The organism is Gryllotalpicola daejeonensis (genome assembly GCF_039538145.1).
Lineage (GTDB): Bacteria > Actinomycetota > Actinomycetes > Actinomycetales > Microbacteriaceae > Gryllotalpicola > Gryllotalpicola daejeonensis.
The window spans coordinates 1,835,738-1,851,860 of record NZ_BAABBV010000001.1 but is presented as its reverse complement, the minus strand read 5'-3'; the positions used below and the strand labels follow the sequence as shown (position 1 = coordinate 1,851,860).

Below are 16,123 nucleotides of genomic sequence, written 5' to 3'. Positions count from 1 at the left end.
GTGCACAGACCCCCCTGTTCTCGGGGTGCGGGAAATGCAGAAGTAGCCCTAATCGGTGTGGAATGCGCTGTCCCGGCCAGATACCCTTAGGTCTGACACATGGCACTGACCTGCGACGTGACTCGCGAGGAGGTCCCGTGTGCCGAGAGTCCACATTCGGGTTGAGGGCTGCTCGGAAAATATGGGGGAGGGGCGTCTTCAATCGGGTTGGAGGCGCCCCACAAACCACAGGTTGAGGGCTGGGCAGTTGCTTCGGGGCAACTGCGTACGAGTCTGCCGGTTCTGAGGGCGGAATTTCCCCGGCTAACCCTCAAGATGGCTCAAGGGTTGCTCAGGTCGTCCGAAGGAGGAGGCGCTGCATGCCGAGGTCAGCTGTCCCCATCGCGGTTCTCGCTCTTGACGCCACCTGCGCCGCCGAGGCGCGGGCGACGCTGGATGCCGCCGGCGTCGCGCCGAGCGTGGCCACCGTCACAGAAGGGCCGGCGGCGCGCGAGCGTGGGCCCGTTCTCTTCGTCGCGTCGTCGATCGGCGATCTGCCGCTCGACGCCCTCGCGTCGTCGCCGGATCGCGACTATCTGCTCGTCGACGACGTCGCCGATGAGCTGGTCGTACGGGTGGAGCTGCTGCGCAAGCGCAGCGCCCGCCGCCGGTCACGGAGGGAGGCTGCCGAGAAACTGCGCGACAGTGCGATGCAGCTGACCTGGGCGATCCACATGGCCGAGACGCTCGATGCGCTCGCCCAGACCGCGACGGGCGGCGTGCGAGAGCTGATGGGTGCGCACGACGCGCTGCTCGTGATCCCCTCGGGGCCGGACGGCGCGAAGGACCCCATTCCGAACGTGAGCTGGAGCGCGCGCGACGGGAGGATGCCTCACCTGGGCGAGCTCATCGCGCCGCTCATGCCGAGCTGCAGCACACGCGACCCCAACGAGCGCTGGACGGCGGCGCCGCGCCTCGATGACGAGCGCGTCGCGACCGTCGACCCGGCCCAGGCGCCTGAGCTGCAGAGACACCTCTTCGCCGGCGCTGAGGCCGGGCAGTTCACCGTCGTGCCTGTCGACTGCGACGACGGCGTCACGGGCGCGCTCGTCGTCGCCGATCCGCCGACGGCGCACCGGACGGCGTTCGAGCGATCCCTGCTGGCCTACATCGGCATCCAGATCGGGCGTGCCGCGTCGGAGCTCTGGCTGCGCGATCGCGAGCGCTACGCGCGAGAGCAGCTCAACCAGACCTCGTCCGAGCTGCAGCGACTGCTCGACGAGATGGACGAGCTCGGCGTCGTGATCCGCTCGATCGCCGATGCGGTGAACGTCGGCGTGCTGTTCTACGACACCGAGAACCACCCGAAGCTGCACAACCGCACCGTCGAGACGTTCCTCGCGCTCGCGGGCTTCGACCCGGTCACCGGCCTCAGCAGCCACGTCTACGCCTCCGACCGCCGCACGCGCGTCAAGCAGGACAAGAACATCATCTCCGAGACGATCGAGGGCGATCAGCGCGGCCTCATCTACTGGATCGGCGACCCCGAGGGCGAGCAGCGTGCCATCATCACCGAGGCGCACACGATCGCGCGCCCGGGCGGCGAGCGGCTCGGCTCGGCCGTCGTGACCTACGACGTCACGGACCTCGCCAACGCGATCGAGATCCGCGAGGAATACCTGGCCACCGTCTCGCACGAACTGCGCACGCCGCTCACCTCGATCGTCGGCTACCTCGACCTGATCGCCGACAGCCACGACGTCGAGGCGCTCGGCTTCGGCAAGGAGTTCCGCACCATCCAGCGCAGCGCCGAGCAGATGCTGACGCTCATCCGGGACCTGCTGAGCACCAGCACGCACGACCTCGCGCTGCGTATCGAGCCGACGGATGTCTCGACTCTGCTCACCCAGTCCGTGTCGGCGTTCCGCCCGGCGCTCGCCGAGTCGCACCAGAAGCTCGAGCTTCACGCGCCGCAGGGCACGGTGCTCGCCCATGTCGACGCCGGCCGGGTGAAGCAGGTCGTGGACAATCTCATCTCCAACGCGCTCAAGTACTCACCGGAGAGCGGGGTCATCACGGTCACGCTCGATCGGGATCAGACATCCGTCATCATCGCGGTCGCCGACAACGGGCGCGGCATCAGCAAGTCCGACCAGGTGCGCCTGTTCGATCGCTTCTTCCGCACGCGCGAGGTGCGCGAGGCGGCGATCCAGGGCGTCGGCATCGGACTCACGATCGTCAAGGCGATCGTGGACGCGCATGGCGGCACGATCTCGGTGCAGAGCGAACCGGGCCACGGGTCGACGTTCACCGTGCGTCTGCCGCTGCGCTCGGAGGCCACGCCGCTGTCGAACCTGCCGATGCAGCCCTGACGCGCTGTCGAGTCGCTGACCAGCAGCCGACGGCGTGCTGAGCCAATGCTGAGGGTCCGTCATGCAACCCTGATTGGGGTGGCGCCGATCGGGCTCGGGGCCGTGACCTTCGCGGCGACGCGTGGTTATGTTGAAGCACTCGCCTGACCGGTCCCGATACGGTCATGGTCCCGCGGCCCGGGTTCCCAGCCACGCCGCACTCGACCGCAGTTGCGAGCCGGTTTCCCCCCACCCGAAGGTTCGTGACTTGGTTCTCATCGATCGAAGCGCCGCCCATCGCTCCACCAGGTCTGAGTCCCTCGTGTGGGCGATCGACGCGATCTCCGAGCACACCTGGCGTGCGGATGTCGAGATCCCGCGCAGCCACTGGCTGTGCCACCCCACACCGGACCGCGTGCCGGTGACGCTGCTCGCCGAGGCGTTCCGCCAGGCCGGGCTCGCCATCTGCGTCGCCGGGCTCGGCATGGGCCAGTCGGTGCACTTCGTCGTCTCGAGCATGACGGTCCGCGTCGAGCCCGAGGATCTGCGCTTCCCGCGCTTCGGTGCTCTTGAGGGCACCCTCGAGGTCACCTTCACGAGCGTGCAGCACCGCAAGGGCATCCCGCACGTCCTCGTCGTCGACTATCTGCTGCCGGGCATTGCCTCAGGCCGCGTGAACGCGCGGGTGCTGGTCGACAGCGACTACCGCGCGATCCGTCGCAACGCGGCGGCGCTCGACGAGCAGGTGCGCGAGTTCGGCGGCGACCTGATCGAGACGGTGAGCCGCAGCAAAGGCCAGTTGAGCGCGCGGCTCGGCGTCGATGAGTCCGACCCCTTCTTCTTCGACCACCCCGTCGATCACCTGCCCGGAATGCTGCTGCTGCACGCTGCGGCGCTCGTGCACGAGCGAGAGCACGGGGTGCCGCCGCGCTTCCTCACGGTGTCGTTTCCGGCCTTCGGCGAGCTGCGGTCGGCGACCACGATCGACGCGGCGATCAGCGATCACGGCGTGCGCGCCGCCTTCTCGCAAGGCGGCCGGCTCATCGCGGCGGCGATCACGGATGCGTGCCCAGAGGCACACCCCGAGACACAAGAAACGGGCCCGGCCGCATCGAAGATCTCGATTGCGGACGGGCCCGATGCCGGCTCAGGACGTTCCGACCAACATCCCGTGCCGGGGCCGTGATTCCATTCGGGCTGGACACGCGCCGCTTCAGGGTTGAGGGCGAATCGCATTGCAGGTGCGATCTGTTACCCATCCTGCCTACCCTCCAAGCAGCCTCAGCGCGGCTTAACCTCAAGATCGGCTCAGGTTCGGCGCAGAGCGCCGAACGCTAGCGAGAATCCGGCCGCCTGCCTACCCCGTGCGCGGGTGTGCGGGCGCGGCATACGTTCGACTCATGGATCGTGACAGCGAGGGGCGGCGGATTCTGCTCGTTCGACACGGCGAGAGCACGGCCAACGTCGCCGCGGCGCAGGCCGAACGCGCCGGGCTCGAGGTGATCGACGTAGGCGCGCGCGACGCGGACGTCGAGCTCTCGCCGCTGGGCGCGCAGCAGGCGGCGACGGTGGCGGATGCCGTGAGCGAGAAGCTCGGCGCCGACTGGGTGAACGCCTCGCGCGTGTGGAGCTCGCCCTACCGACGGGCCCGCGAGACGTGTCGCATCGCGTTGGGCGGCGTCGGTGGCTTCGCGGTCGACGAGCGCCTGCGCGACCGCGAGCTCGGCATCATCGACGCACTCACAACACGGGGAGTCGACGTGCGGCTGCCTCAGGAGGCCGCGCGGCGGCGGTGGCTCGGCAAGTTCTACTACCGGCCGCCGGGCGGCGAGTCGTGGGCCGACGTCGCGCTGCGGGTGCGGTCGTTCCTGCGCGACGCCGCCGTGGGGCCCGAGCCGCTGGTCGTGTTCACCCACGACGCCGTCGTGAGTCTGTTCGTCTACGTGCTGCTCGGGCTCGATGAGGAGCAGCTCGCCCGGTTCCTCGCCGAGCGCGTCGTCTCCAACGCCTCGGTCACGTCCTTCGTGGCGGATGTCAGCGGGCGCTGGTCGCTCGAGTCCTTCGCCGACGCGAGCCACATCGTCGAGGCGGGCGTGCCCGCCACCGAGCATGCGGGAACGGATCCGGATGGCGCGTGAGGTGATCGATGTCGACCGGGACTTGCTCGCCTCGTGGCCGGTGCCCGAGCCGCAGGGGTCGAAGCACTCGCGCGGGGACGTGCTGGTCATCGGCGGAGCGCGCTCGACCCCGGGCGCGGCGCAGCTCGCGGGCCTGTCTGCGCTGCGCGTCGGCGCAGGGCGGCTGACGCTGGGCGTCGCGGCGTCGGTTGCCGCGACGGTCGCGGTGGCGGTGCCCGAGAGCGGAGTTCTGCCGCTGGAGGAGACCGCGGACTTCCACGTGCGCGGGCGGTCGGTGCGTGCATTCGCCGCCGACGTCGCGCAGGCGGACGCCGTGCTGGTCGGCCCCGGGCTCGATGAGATCCGCGAGGCGCGACGGATGCTCGCCGCGCTCACCGACCTCGTAGATCCGCACAGCGCCGTGGTGCTCGATGCGTATGCGCTCGGCGCCCTGGCCGCTCGCCGCGGGGCGCGCCGATTCAGGCATCCGATCTTGACGCCCAACGAGAGCGAGGCGGAGGTGCTGCTCGGGCGCTCGCCGCGCGAGCTGGCCGACGACACGGTCGAGCTGGCGGAGCGTTACGAGGCCGTCGTCAGCTGCATGGGGATCGTGGCGGATGCCTTGGGCGAGGCGTACCGCGTCAGAGAGGCCGGCCCCGGCCTCGGCACCTCGGGCAGCGGGGACGTGCAGGCCGGTGCGATCACGGGCTTCGCGGCGCGTGGCTGCTCGCCGCTGCAGGCGGCGGTGTGGGGCACGTACCTGCATGCGCGTGCGGGGCAGTCGCTGGCGCAGGCGGGTATGCCGGTCGGCTACCTGGCGCGCGACCTGTCGGAGCGGCTGCCGGGCGAGCTCGGCGCGCTCGCCTGACCGTGATCGCCTGCGCCGCGCTCACGCGCTAAGGTGCGCCCATGGCCAGCGCCACCGCGAGCAGCCGCCCCCGCGCCGTGCGGTGGGCCGTGCGGATCGGGCTCTTGGTGCTGGCCGCGCTGGTCGTCTTCGCGGTGGTGCGCACGATGCACGACCTGAATCTCGCGGCCATCGGGGTCGCCCTCGGCCGGCTGCGCTGGTGGGAGGTCGTCGCCTTGATCGGGGTGCTGGTGCTGCGGCAGGTGCTCAGCGCTGTGCCGCTGACGATCTACATTCCGGGCGTTTCGCTAGGCCGAGCCGTGGCCACCGACCTGACCGCGCTGACGACGGCGGCGTTCGCGTCGGCCCCGGGGAAGATCGCGGCGCGCGTGGCGATCTTCAGCTCGACCGGAACGGCGACGGGCTCGGCGCTCGCCGGATCGGTGCTGAATACGCTGACGATGTTCGTCGCCCGGTTCGGCGTTCCGCTCTTCGGCTTCGTGCTCGTCTTCGTCACGGGGGCGTACCGGCCGGCGCAGTTCGTCGACCTCGCCAGCCTGCTCTTCGCGGCGGTGCTCGTGATCGGGATGCTCATGGTCGCGAGCGCCGAGGACACTGCGGTGCGACTCGGCGGCTGGGCCGGCAGGACGGCGCGGCGATTCCGCGCCCGCGTCGATCCGGCGCACTGGGCGAGCTCGTTCGGCCGGTTCCAGCAGGACGTCGCCGGCGACCTGCCGCGACGGCTGCCGCGCGCCGCCGCGGTGCTGGCGGTCATGCTGCTGGTCGAGCTCGCGCTGCTGCTGCTCGCGTTCCGCTTCGTCGGGGTGACCCCGTCGGACGCGGGCACCCTCGCGATCGCGACGATCTTCTTCTTCGCCTACCCGCTGACGATGTTCCCGCTGCAGGGCGCCGGGGTGGTCGACGTGGCCATCCTGCTGAGCCTGTTCGGCAGCGGCGGGGGCACGGCGGTCGACGCGGCGACGGCGGCCCTGCTGATCTGGCGCGCGCTGACGGTAGTCGGGCCGTATGCCCTAGCTGCGGTCGCCGTCGCGATCTGGCGCGCGGTCACGAGGCGCGCGTGAGATTCAGCCGGCGGATGCTGCTTTGCGGCGGCTCGAGCGGGCTCTGATCCGGTAGCAGGCCGGCCGGCGTCAGAGCGCGACCGTCAGCTGGGCGGCGATGAACTCGCGCACGACGCCGGTCATGTCGGTGCGGCCGCCGTCGAGGAGCCACTGCAGCTGGAGGCCGTCCATGACGGCCACCAGCTGCGCGGCGGCGGCCGCGGGGGAGATGCCGTCACGGAGGTGGCCCTGCTCGTGGGTGAGCCGGTAGGCGCGTGTCACGGCCGCCAGTGTGTGGCGGTAGCGCTGCGTGAAGTAGTCGTGCGCCGGATGTGTTGCGCTCGTCGCTTCGGCCGCGAGCGCCGTGTACAGCTCGACGACCCCGCGGCGGTGCGTGTTGAGCGCGACGATGTCGATCACGCGGCGAAGCAGCTCGACGCCGTCGTCGCTGTCTTCCTGGAGCGTGGCGGTGTCGATCTCGTCGCGCCGCTCGAGCACCGCGAGCAGCAGCGCCTCCTTGGTCGGGAAATGGTGGAGCAGCCCCGGGTGCGAGATGCCGACGCGCGCGGCGATCTCGCGCAGCGACGCGCTGCGGTAGCCGACGTCGCCGAACAGGTTCATCGCCGCATCGAGGATCTGCTGTCGGCGCGCGCGCCCGTTGGCATATCCGCCCGTGCGGCGCGACGCGGCGGCGTTGTCGTGTGTCGTCATGCTGAGCCCAGGATGCCATGAGCCGCCATCGCCCAATATTTACCGAGTGGTTGGTATTGGTGCTACGGTCTAGCCGATGCGGCCAGAGTGGGCCGCCGGACACAGGAGTCCTGGAATGAACTTGCAACTCGACCAGACGTCGGCAGCGGGCGCCTCTTCGATCCGGGCCCGGCGCGTGCAGAACGCCGGCGCCGGCACGGGCGTGCTCGTGATGTACGTCGTCGGCTTCTTCATGATGTACATCGCGGTCATGACGCCCGTCGTCAGCACCCTCGCGGTGAAGATCTCGACGCTGACCGATGACGCGCATCGAGTCGGGGCGCTGAGCCTGGTGACCGGCGTCGGAGCCTTCTTCGCTTTCGTCGCGAACCCGATCGCCGGCGCGCTCTCGGATCGCACGACGTCCCGCTACGGCATGCGCAAGCCGTGGCTGCTCGCCGGCGTCATCGGCGGGGTCGTGGGCCTGGTGATCATCGCCGTGGCCGGGGCGGTCTGGCAGGTCGTCATCGGCTGGGCGCTGGCGCAGACGGCGTTCAACGCCGCGCAGGCGGCGTTCCAGGCCGTGCTGCCCGATCAGGTGGACGAGGCGCGGCGCGCCAAGGTCGCGGGGTGGGTCGGCACCGGCCAGAACGTCTCGGCCCTTGTCGGCATCGGAATCGCGACGATCCTTGCGGGCGCGGGAATCGCCACGTCATGGATGATCATCATCCCCGCCGCCCTCGGGCTCATCGGCGTCGTGCTGTTCGCGCTCGTGCTGCGCGACCGCGTGCTCGACAGAGCGGACGCCGAGCCGTTCCACCTCGGCCGCTTCTTCGCCGGGTTCTGGGTCAGCCCCCGCAAGTTCCCCGACTTCGGCTGGGCGTGGCTGGGGCGCTTCCTGATGCTGTTCGGCTTCGCGTCGTACAACAACTACCAGCTCTACTACCTGCAGGATCGGTTCGGGTTCGACACCGCGACCGCGCTCTCCTGGCAGCTGCGCCTGATGATCCTGCAGGCGATCATGCTCACCATCTCGGCGGCGCTCGGCGGCTGGCTCTCCGACCGGCTGCGCCGACGCAAGGTCTTCGTCGTCATCGCGACCGTGCTCGCCGGCGCTGGTCTCGCCGTTTTCGCCCTCGCGAGCCAGCCGAGCCTCCTCTACGTCGCCTCCGGGCTGTTCGGCCTCGGCTTCGGCGCCTACATGGCCGTCGATCTCGCCCTGGTCACCGACGTGCTGCCGAACCGCGAGACCGAGGCGGCGAAGAACATGGGCGTCTTCAACATCGCGAACGCCTTGCCGCAGTCACTCGCCCCGGCGGTCGCCCCTGCGCTGCTGGCGATCGGCGCGGGCGGTGGCGAAAACTACACCTCGCTCTTCCTCATCGGGGCCGTGATCATCGTGATCGGCGCCGTGAGCACCATGTTCATCCGCGGCGCTCGCTAGCAGGCATCCCGCGCCCCTCTCACTCGCCCTCAGAACGGAACCGGAAAAATGACTGACACCTCCACCGCCATTGATGTGCCCGCGGTGCTCGCCGCGATGACGCTCGAGCAGAAGGCGGCGCTGCTCGACGGCTCCGACTTCTGGCACACCCAGGGCGACGAGCAGCACGGGATCCCGGCGATCATGCTCACGGACGGGCCGCACGGGCTGCGCAAGCAGGCCGAGGGCGCCGATCACCTCGGCCTCAACGCGTCGGTTCCGGCCACCTGCTTCCCGCCGGCCTCCGGCCTCGCCTCCAGCTGGGACCCGAAGCTGATGCGGCGCATCGGCGAGGCGCTCGGTGACGAGTGCCGCGCCGCCGACGTCGCGGTGCTGCTCGGCCCGGGCGTCAACATGAAGCGCTCGCCGCTGTGCGGTCGCAACTTCGAGTACTTCTCGGAGGATCCGCTGCTCGCCGGCTCGCTCGCGACCGGTCTGGTCGAAGGTGTCCAGAGCAAGCACGTCGGCACCTCGCTCAAGCACTTCGCCGCCAACAACCAGGAGACCGACCGCATGACGGTCGACGCCCAGGTCGACGAGCGCACCCTGCGTGAGATCTACCTTCCGGCCTTCGAGAAGGTCGTCACGGAGGCGCAGCCCTGGACGGTCATGTGCTCGTACAACAAGGTCAACGGTGTCTACGCGTCAGAGAACCGCTGGCTGCTGACCGAGGTGCTGCGCGACGACTGGGGCTACGACGGCCTCGTCGTCTCCGACTGGGGCGCGGTCAACGAGCGCGACAAGGCGGTCGCGGCCGGTCTCGACCTCGAGATGCCGTCGTCCGCCGGAATCGGGCAGCGCCGCATCCTGGACGCGGTCGCCGCAGGCACGCTCAGCGAGGCATCCGTCGACGCGGCGGTCGCCAATGTGCTCGGCCTGGTCGCCAAGTCGCAGGCCCGTGAGCCGCTCGCGTCGTTCGACGTCGACGCTCACCACGAGCTGGCTCACGAGGCGGCGCTGCAGAGCGCCGTGCTGCTGAAGAACGAGGGCGGCATCCTGCCGCTCGAGACGCGTGGGGGCCCGGTCGCCGTCATCGGCGAGTTCGCCCGCACCCCGCGGTTCCAGGGCGCCGGCTCCTCGCAGGTGAACCCCACGCGGGTCGACTCTGCGCTGGATGCGCTCGAGATCGCGCTGCTCGGCAAGCGCGAGCTGCTCTTCGCGCCCGGATTCGAGATCGAGGCGGATGCCGCAAGCGACGAGCTCGTCGCCGAGGCGGTCGAGGCGGCCCGGGGCGCCGAGATCGCGCTCGTCTTCCTGGGCCTGCCGCCGTCGTACGAGTCGGAGGGCTACGACCGCGAGCATATGGAACTGCCGGCGCAGCAGGTCGCCCTTCTCGAGGCCGTCGCCGCCGTCAACGAGAACGTCGTCGTCGTGCTCTCCAACGGCTCCGCCGTGGCGGTCTCGGGCTGGCAGGGCCACGCCAAGGCGATTCTCGAGGGCTGGCTGCTCGGCCAGGCCGGCGGTTCGGCCACCGCGGCGCTGCTGCTGGGTGACGCGAACCCGTCAGGCAAGCTCGCCGAGACCATCCCCGTGCGCTTCGAGGACAACCCCGCCCTCGGCAACTTCCCCGGCGAGAACGGCGTCGTCCGCTACGGCGAGGGGCTGCTCATCGGGTACCGCTGGTACGACGCGCACGCGCTGCCCGTCTCGTTCCCGTTCGGTCACGGCCTCTCGTACACGAGCTTCGACTATTCGGACCTCTCGGTCGAGGTTCTTGAGAATGGCGCCTCGCCGCGCGTCCGGGTCAGCCTTGCAGTGACGAACACGGGGCGGCTCGCCGGCGCCGAGGTGGTGCAGATCTATGTGACGGATGCCGAGGCGTCGGTCTACCGCCCCGAGCAGGAGCTGCGTGGGTTCGCGCGCGTGCGCCTCGAGCCGGGGCAGTCTCAGACCGTGGCCGTGGAACTCGACGCCCGCGCCTTCGCGTTCTGGAGCACGATCGCTCACGCGTGGGTCGTCGAAGGCGGCAGTTTCGGCATCCGTGTGGGCGCGTCCAGCCGCGACATCCGTCTCACCGGCGAGATCACGCTGGCCGGGGCAGACGTGGCGCCGCCTCTCACGGTCGACTCGACCGCCGAGCAGTTCCTCGCTCACCCGCAGGGCGGTTCCTGGCTGCGCGAAAGGCTCGCGGGAAGCGAGATGGGCGCGATGCTCTTCGACGAGACCCACGGCCGGATGATGCGGGCCATCCCGCTCGTGCGTCTGTCCCGCTTCCCCGGCGCCCCGTTCGACGAGGCCGCCCTCGCCGAGGCCGCCGCCCAGGCGTCGGCTAAGGCATGAGCGGGGAAGAGACGGGCGCGGCCCGTTACCTGGACCCGACCGCCCCGGTCGCGGAGCGGGTCGACGACCTGCTTTCGCGGATGACGCTCGAGGAGAAGGCGGGGCAGCTCTTCCAGACCATGGTGCCGGTGGGCCCAGAGGGCACGCTCGTCGAGGACACCGGGCGCTCGGGGCTGCCCGGCACGAGTGAGCTCGTTCTCGAGCGCGGCCTGACGCACCTCAACGCACTGGGTGCCCCGGCCACCGCGGGCGAGTTCGCGCTCTGGCACAACCGGCTGCAGGAGCTTGCCGCGAGCACCCGCCTGCGCATCCCCGTCACCGTTGCCACCGATCCGCGCCACGCCTTCACCGACAACCCCGGAACGGGCCTGCTCGCCGGGCCGTTCTCGCAGTGGCCCGAGACGCTCGGCCTCGCCGCGACGCGCGACGCGCAACTGGTCGAGGAGTTCGCTGACACGGTGCGTCGCGAGTACCTCGCGGTCGGTCTGCGCACTGCCCTCCACCCGCAGGTCGACCTCGCCACCGAACCGCGCTGGGCGCGCGGGGCCGGGACGTTCGGTGAGAGCGCAGAGCTCACTGGGCGGCTCGGTGCCGCCTACGTGCACGGCTTGCAGGCCACCGGCGAGGTTGCACGGCGGGCCGGCGGTGAGGGCCGCTTCGGCGCCGAGAGCGTGTCGGCGATGACGAAGCACTTCCCCGGCGGCGGCCCGCAGAAGGACGGCGAGGACCCGCACTTCCCGTACGGGCGCGAGCAGGTCTACCCGGGCGGCAGGTTCGACGAGCACCTCGCCCCGTTCCGCGAGCTCATCGCGGCCGGCACCCGGCAGATGATGCCGTACTACGGCATGCCGGTCGGCCTCGTCGTCGACGGCGAGCCCATCGAGGAAGTCGGCTTCGGCTTCAACCGTCAGATCCTCACGGGGCTGCTGCGCGAGAAGCTCGGCTTCGACGGCGTGATCTGCACCGACTGGGGCTTGATCACCGACGCCGAGTTCGCCGGCTTGCCGTTCCCCGCACGCGCGTGGGGCGTCGAGCAGCTCACGCCGCTCGAGCGGGTGGCGAAGGTGCTGGATGCCGGCGCCGACCAGTTCGGCGGCGAGTCGTGCCCCGAGCTCGTCGTCGAGCTCGTGCACAGCGGGCGTGTGTCCGAGGACCGCATCGATGCTTCCGTGCGGCGCCTTCTTGCCGAGAAGTTCCTGCTCGGCTTGTTCGACGAACGCCGCTACGTCGACGTCGACGCGGCGAATGAGCTCGTCGGTGCAGCGGACGCCCGCGCCGCCGGCCTGCGGGCACAGTCGCGCTCGATCACCGTTCTCGAGGCCGCCTCGGCCGGCCGCTCGGCATTGCCGCTCGCTGCCGGGACACGGGTATTCATCGAGGGCGCGGGCTCGGACGGGCTCACGCACGAGCGTCTAGAGGTCGTCGATTCACCAGACGGTGCTGACGTCGCGATCGTCCGCCTCGCTGCGCCGTTCGAGCAGCGCGGGCCCGGCTTCGAGTCGTTCTTCCACGCGGGGTCCCTCGAGTTCTCCGCCGAGGACATCCACCGGGTGCTTGCGCTCGCCGACCGCGTGCCGACCATCGTCGACGTGTACCTCGATCGGCCTGCTGTGCTGACGCCCTTCGCCGGGCGCGTCGCCGGCCTCGTCGTGAATTACGGAGCCTCCACGCATGCGCTGCTCGACGCACTGAGCGGAGCCGTCCGCCCGGAGGGCAAGCTGCCCTTCGACCTGCCGCGCTCGATGGCCGCGGTCGAAGAGTCGCGACCCGACGTGCCGTTCGACACGGTCGGCCCGCTGTTCCGGTTCGGGCACGGACTCGAGCTGGGCTGAGCGGTGCCGGTCGCTGCGGTGCGCTACCGAGGGTCGCGCACCGCGGCGAGTGCCGCGTCCAGCATGTCCGCCGCCGCGGCCGGGTCGGCGCGCACGAGCGCCATGGCCGAGAGCACGAACGAGGTGCAGCTCGTCGTCAGAGCGGCCGCCCGCGCGGCACTGAGGCGCGGGTGCCGAGCCGCGACCCCGGCGCCGACCGCGGCGCGCAGCTCGGCGTAGTACTGGACCACGATCGCCTGCAGCGCCGCGTCCTGCCCGAGAGGGCCCCCTGCGGCTGCGAGCAGCAGGCATCCGTTCGCAGCCCGCGCACTCGGCTTCTCGATCATCGCTTCGCGCAGGCCCGTCAGATAATCCTCGAGCGCGCCCGCGCTGACCGCGGCGGCGCGCAGCGGCGCGAGCCGGGGGCGGAACACATCGTCGAGGTAGCTGGTCACCGCGGCGTCGAACAGGCCCCGCTTGCTGCCGAACGCCTGATAGAGGCTCGAGCGGTTGAGACCCGTCGCGCGCTCCAGGTCGGGCACGGACGTCTCGGCGAAGCCGAGGTCCCAGAACACGCCGCGCGCCGCTTCGATGACCTGGCCGGTGTCGAACGTCCGCGTGCGACCCATGTCGTCTCCTCGCCCAGTTTGTGAACTATTCGTTTCAGTATATTATGAAACGATCAGTTCAATATTAAGGATGTCCCGTCATGACCACTGAGATGCGCGCACTTGTCCACGAAGCGTTCGGGGAACCCGAGGAGGTACTGCACGTCGGCACGGTCCCGCTTCCCGAGCCTGGCCCCGGTGAGGTGCGGGTGCGCCTGCTGCTGAGCCCCATCCACAACCACGACCTCTGGACTGTGCGCGGCACCTACGGCGTGAAGCCCCAGCTGCCGGCTCGCGCCGGGACCGAGGCGGTCGGCGTGGTCGACGCTCTCGGCGAGGGGGTCGAGACGCTGTCTGTGGGTCAGCGTGTCGCCACCGGCGGCACGTTCGGCGCCTGGGCCGAGTACTTCGTCGCTCCCGCCGCCGGCCTCATCCCCGTGCCGGCTGACCTGAGCGATGAGACCGCCGCGCAGCTCGTCTCGATGCCGTTCAGCGCGATCGCGCTGCTCGAGACACTGCGGCTCGAGCCCGGTCAGTGGCTCGTGCAGAACGCCGCAAACGGTGCCGTCGGTCGACTGCTGGCGCAGCTCGCGGCCGCGCGGGGCGTTCACGTCGTCGGCCTGGTGCGCCGGGCGGAGGGGGTCGCCGAGCTGGCGGCTCAGGGCATCGATGGAGTTGTCGCGACCGACGACCCCGCGTGGCGCGAACAGGTCGCCGCGCTCACCGGCGGCGAGCCGATCGCCGTGGGCGTCGACTCGGTGGGCGGTGCGTCCAGCGGTGAGGTCCTGTCGCTGCTGGCCGAGAACGGCCGGCTCGTGGTCTTCGGAGCCATGGCGTCGCCGATCATGAACCTCGCGTCAGGCGACGTGATCTTCAAGAACATCACCGTGAGCGGCTTCTGGGGCCTCAAGGTCAGTGCGGCGATGCCCGCAGCCGAGCGCGGCGCGTTGCTCGGAGAACTGGTGACGCGCATCCATGAGGGCGCGCTGACGCTTCCGGTGTCAGCCATCTACGGATTCGATGACATCGCCCGGGCGAGCCTGGCGAACTTCGAACCGGGCCGCGTGGGAAAGGTGCTGCTGCGGCCGTAGTCGGCGTGGTGCGGCGCCGCAGGCAGCGGCGCCGGCACGGCGGTCGACGCGGTGACGCCCGTCACTCGGGCCAGCCGCTCTCGGTGATGATGTCGACGAAGTTCGCGCGGTGGAACGCCGGGTCGAAGTGCGCCAGCACGTCATCGTTCATCGTGCCGAATGTGGTGTCGGGGCGTGCGGACATGCCGTCGTAGAAGTGCTGCAGGATGTCCCGCTTGAAGCCCGGTCGCGGGTGTGCGGCGACAACCGCCGCGCGGTCGTCTGCGGCGATCTCGTCGAGGTCGAAGCCGAGCACATCGGTCTCGACGCCGAGCGTGACTGCGGCGACCTCTGGGGAGAGATGCAGCGGGACCTCCGGAGTGGTGTGCAGCGCGATGGACAGCCACACCTCCCGCGCATCGGCCTCTGAGCGGCCATGCTCGAGCAGGAAGGTCCGCGCCGCGTCAGCGCCGTCGATCTCGAAGCGCTGATCGGTACGCCGGTACTTCTCGGTGAGCCCGAGGTCGTGGAACATCGCCCCGATGTAGGCCAGTTCATGATCGAGCCAGAGCCCGCGGGCGCGGGCCTTGAGCGCGCCCCAAAGGAACACCCGCCGCGAGTGGTGGAACAGGGTGTCGTCGGCCGCATCGCGCACGAGTTCCGTCGCTGCCACGGCCAGCGGCGTGCTCGGAATCGCAATCCCCGCTATCAGTTCGCTCATGCCAGAAGCCTTTCGAGCAACCGTCTGCGAAGACACACGTATTCGGACCGCTACCGCCAGATTCCGGACATGCTCGGCGACAGTGCTTGCAGCCCCAGCGAGGTCAGTGCGACCAATACCCAGAGCGCCGCCCCCAGCACAAGCGGACGAAGCCCTGCCGACCGCAGAATCTGGACCCGCGTGCCGAGACCGATGCCTGCAAGCGCGACGGTGATCATGAAGGTACCGAGCAGGCTGAGGGCGGGATGCCAGGTCGAAGGGATTCCTCCGAGGGAATTGATCGCGACCACCACAACGAACCAGATCAGGAACTGCGGCACGATAGACCGCCACGACCAAGCGGGCGATGCGGGTGGTTCCGGGCCGCGCGCGGCCGGTGCCGTCTTCGCTGCAATGCGCCGCCGGTAGACCGCGATCCCGATCGTGATCGGAATGATCATGAGTGTGCGTGTGAGCTTGACCACGACGCCGTACTGCCCGGCCGCCGCGCTGAAGGTGAACGCTGCGGCGACCACCGACGAGGTGTCGTTGATCGCAGTGCCGGCCCACAGACCGAACGCCTGGTCGCCGAAGCCGAGGGCATGGCCGATGAAGGGAAAACTGAGCACTGCGACCACGTTGAAGGTGAAGATCGTGCCGATCGCGTATGCCACGTCGTCGGCCTTCGCCCGGATCACCGACTGTGTCGCCGCGATCGCCGACGCGCCGCAGATGGCGGTGCCGACCGCGACCAGGGTGCGCACGTCGGCCGCGAGCCCCAGCGCACGCCCGATGAGCACGCCGCCGACGAGCGCGACTACCAGCGTGCCGAGCATCACGGGCAGAGACTGCCAGCCCGTGTGCACGACCTGACCGAGCGACAGCCCCGACCCGAGCACGACCACCGAGCCCTGCAGCACGTATTTTCCTGACCAGGCGGCACCGCTGTCCACGACCTCGCTAGGCCGCACGACGGCGGCAACGGCCGAGCCGATCACGATTCCGAACACCGGCGCGCCCACCACTGGCTCGACGTGTCCGAGCGCCGTGGCGACCAGTGCGATGGCGATGCAGATGAGGATGCCGGGTAGGCGGCGCGTCGGGCGGGAAAAGGGCATACCCCGAG

General features: G+C 70.2%; 13 protein-coding genes. 9 read left to right on the top strand and 4 right to left on the bottom strand.

All coding sequences use genetic code 11. The annotated features are described in order from the left end of the window. Positions 1-359 precede the first annotated feature (359 nt). The 5 genes from ABD736_RS09085 (at position 360) to ABD736_RS09065 (ending at position 6,376) form a co-directional block, all read left to right on the top strand. Complete coding sequence (locus ABD736_RS09085) at positions 360-2,351, top strand: sensor histidine kinase (protein WP_344791426.1); 1,992 nt, start codon at positions 360-362, stop codon at positions 2,349-2,351. Positions 2,352-2,598: 247 nt separating this feature from the next. Then, a complete protein-coding gene (locus ABD736_RS09080) occupies positions 2,599-3,516 on the top strand; it encodes an AfsA-related hotdog domain-containing protein (RefSeq protein WP_344791425.1) in 918 nt (305 codons plus the stop codon). Between the two features lie 214 nt (positions 3,517-3,730). Further along, positions 3,731-4,468, top strand: a complete 738-nt coding sequence (locus ABD736_RS09075; RefSeq protein WP_344791424.1) for a histidine phosphatase family protein — start codon at positions 3,731-3,733, stop codon at positions 4,466-4,468. Further along, entirely contained in the window at positions 4,458-5,315 is an 858-nt protein-coding gene (locus ABD736_RS09070; RefSeq protein ID WP_344791423.1) for an ADP-dependent NAD(P)H-hydrate dehydratase, read from the top strand. Before ABD736_RS09075 ends, ABD736_RS09070 begins: the two co-directional genes overlap by 11 nt. A 41-nt stretch (positions 5,316-5,356) precedes the next feature. Next, on the top strand, positions 5,357-6,376 hold the full coding sequence (locus ABD736_RS09065; protein ID WP_344791422.1) for a lysylphosphatidylglycerol synthase domain-containing protein: 1,020 nt from the start codon (positions 5,357-5,359) through the stop codon (positions 6,374-6,376). A gap of 69 nt (positions 6,377-6,445) precedes the next feature. Here the strand turns inward: ABD736_RS09065 and ABD736_RS09060 are convergent, their stop codons facing one another. Then, entirely contained in the window at positions 6,446-7,066 is a 621-nt protein-coding gene (locus tag ABD736_RS09060; protein ID WP_344791421.1) for a TetR/AcrR family transcriptional regulator, read from the bottom strand. A 115-nt stretch (positions 7,067-7,181) separates the two neighbouring features. Between ABD736_RS09060 and ABD736_RS09055 the strand changes: the two genes are divergently transcribed. From ABD736_RS09055 to ABD736_RS09045, 3 genes are read left to right on the top strand one after another with little or no spacing between them, the layout of a single operon-like run. Continuing rightward, complete coding sequence (locus ABD736_RS09055) at positions 7,182-8,489, top strand: MFS transporter (RefSeq protein WP_344791420.1); 1,308 nt, start codon at positions 7,182-7,184, stop codon at positions 8,487-8,489. A 48-nt stretch (positions 8,490-8,537) separates the two neighbouring features. After that, entirely contained in the window at positions 8,538-10,808 is a 2,271-nt protein-coding gene (locus tag ABD736_RS09050) for a beta-glucosidase family protein (protein WP_344791419.1), read from the top strand. Further along, positions 10,805-12,640 (top strand): glycoside hydrolase family 3 protein, encoded by a 1,836-nt coding sequence (locus ABD736_RS09045; RefSeq protein WP_344791418.1) that lies wholly within the window; start codon positions 10,805-10,807, stop codon positions 12,638-12,640. Before ABD736_RS09050 ends, ABD736_RS09045 begins: the two co-directional genes overlap by 4 nt. A gap of 23 nt (positions 12,641-12,663) precedes the next feature. On the opposite strand, the gene ABD736_RS09040 is transcribed toward ABD736_RS09045, so the two are convergent. Continuing rightward, complete coding sequence (locus tag ABD736_RS09040; RefSeq protein WP_344791417.1) at positions 12,664-13,248, bottom strand: TetR/AcrR family transcriptional regulator; 585 nt, start codon at positions 13,246-13,248, stop codon at positions 12,664-12,666. 92 nt (positions 13,249-13,340) lie between these two features. On the opposite strand from ABD736_RS09040, the gene ABD736_RS09035 reads away from it, so the two are divergent. Then, a complete protein-coding gene (locus tag ABD736_RS09035) occupies positions 13,341-14,318 on the top strand; it encodes a zinc-binding dehydrogenase (protein ID WP_344792230.1) in 978 nt (325 codons plus the stop codon). Positions 14,319-14,379: 61 nt separating this feature from the next. On the opposite strand, the gene ABD736_RS09030 is transcribed toward ABD736_RS09035, so the two are convergent. After that, complete coding sequence (locus tag ABD736_RS09030) at positions 14,380-15,018, bottom strand: HD domain-containing protein (RefSeq protein WP_344791416.1); 639 nt, start codon at positions 15,016-15,018, stop codon at positions 14,380-14,382. Between the two features lie 50 nt (positions 15,019-15,068). Further along, on the bottom strand, positions 15,069-16,115 hold the full coding sequence (locus ABD736_RS09025; RefSeq protein ID WP_344791415.1) for a YeiH family protein: 1,047 nt from the start codon (positions 16,113-16,115) through the stop codon (positions 15,069-15,071). Positions 16,116-16,123: the final 8 nt, after the last annotated feature.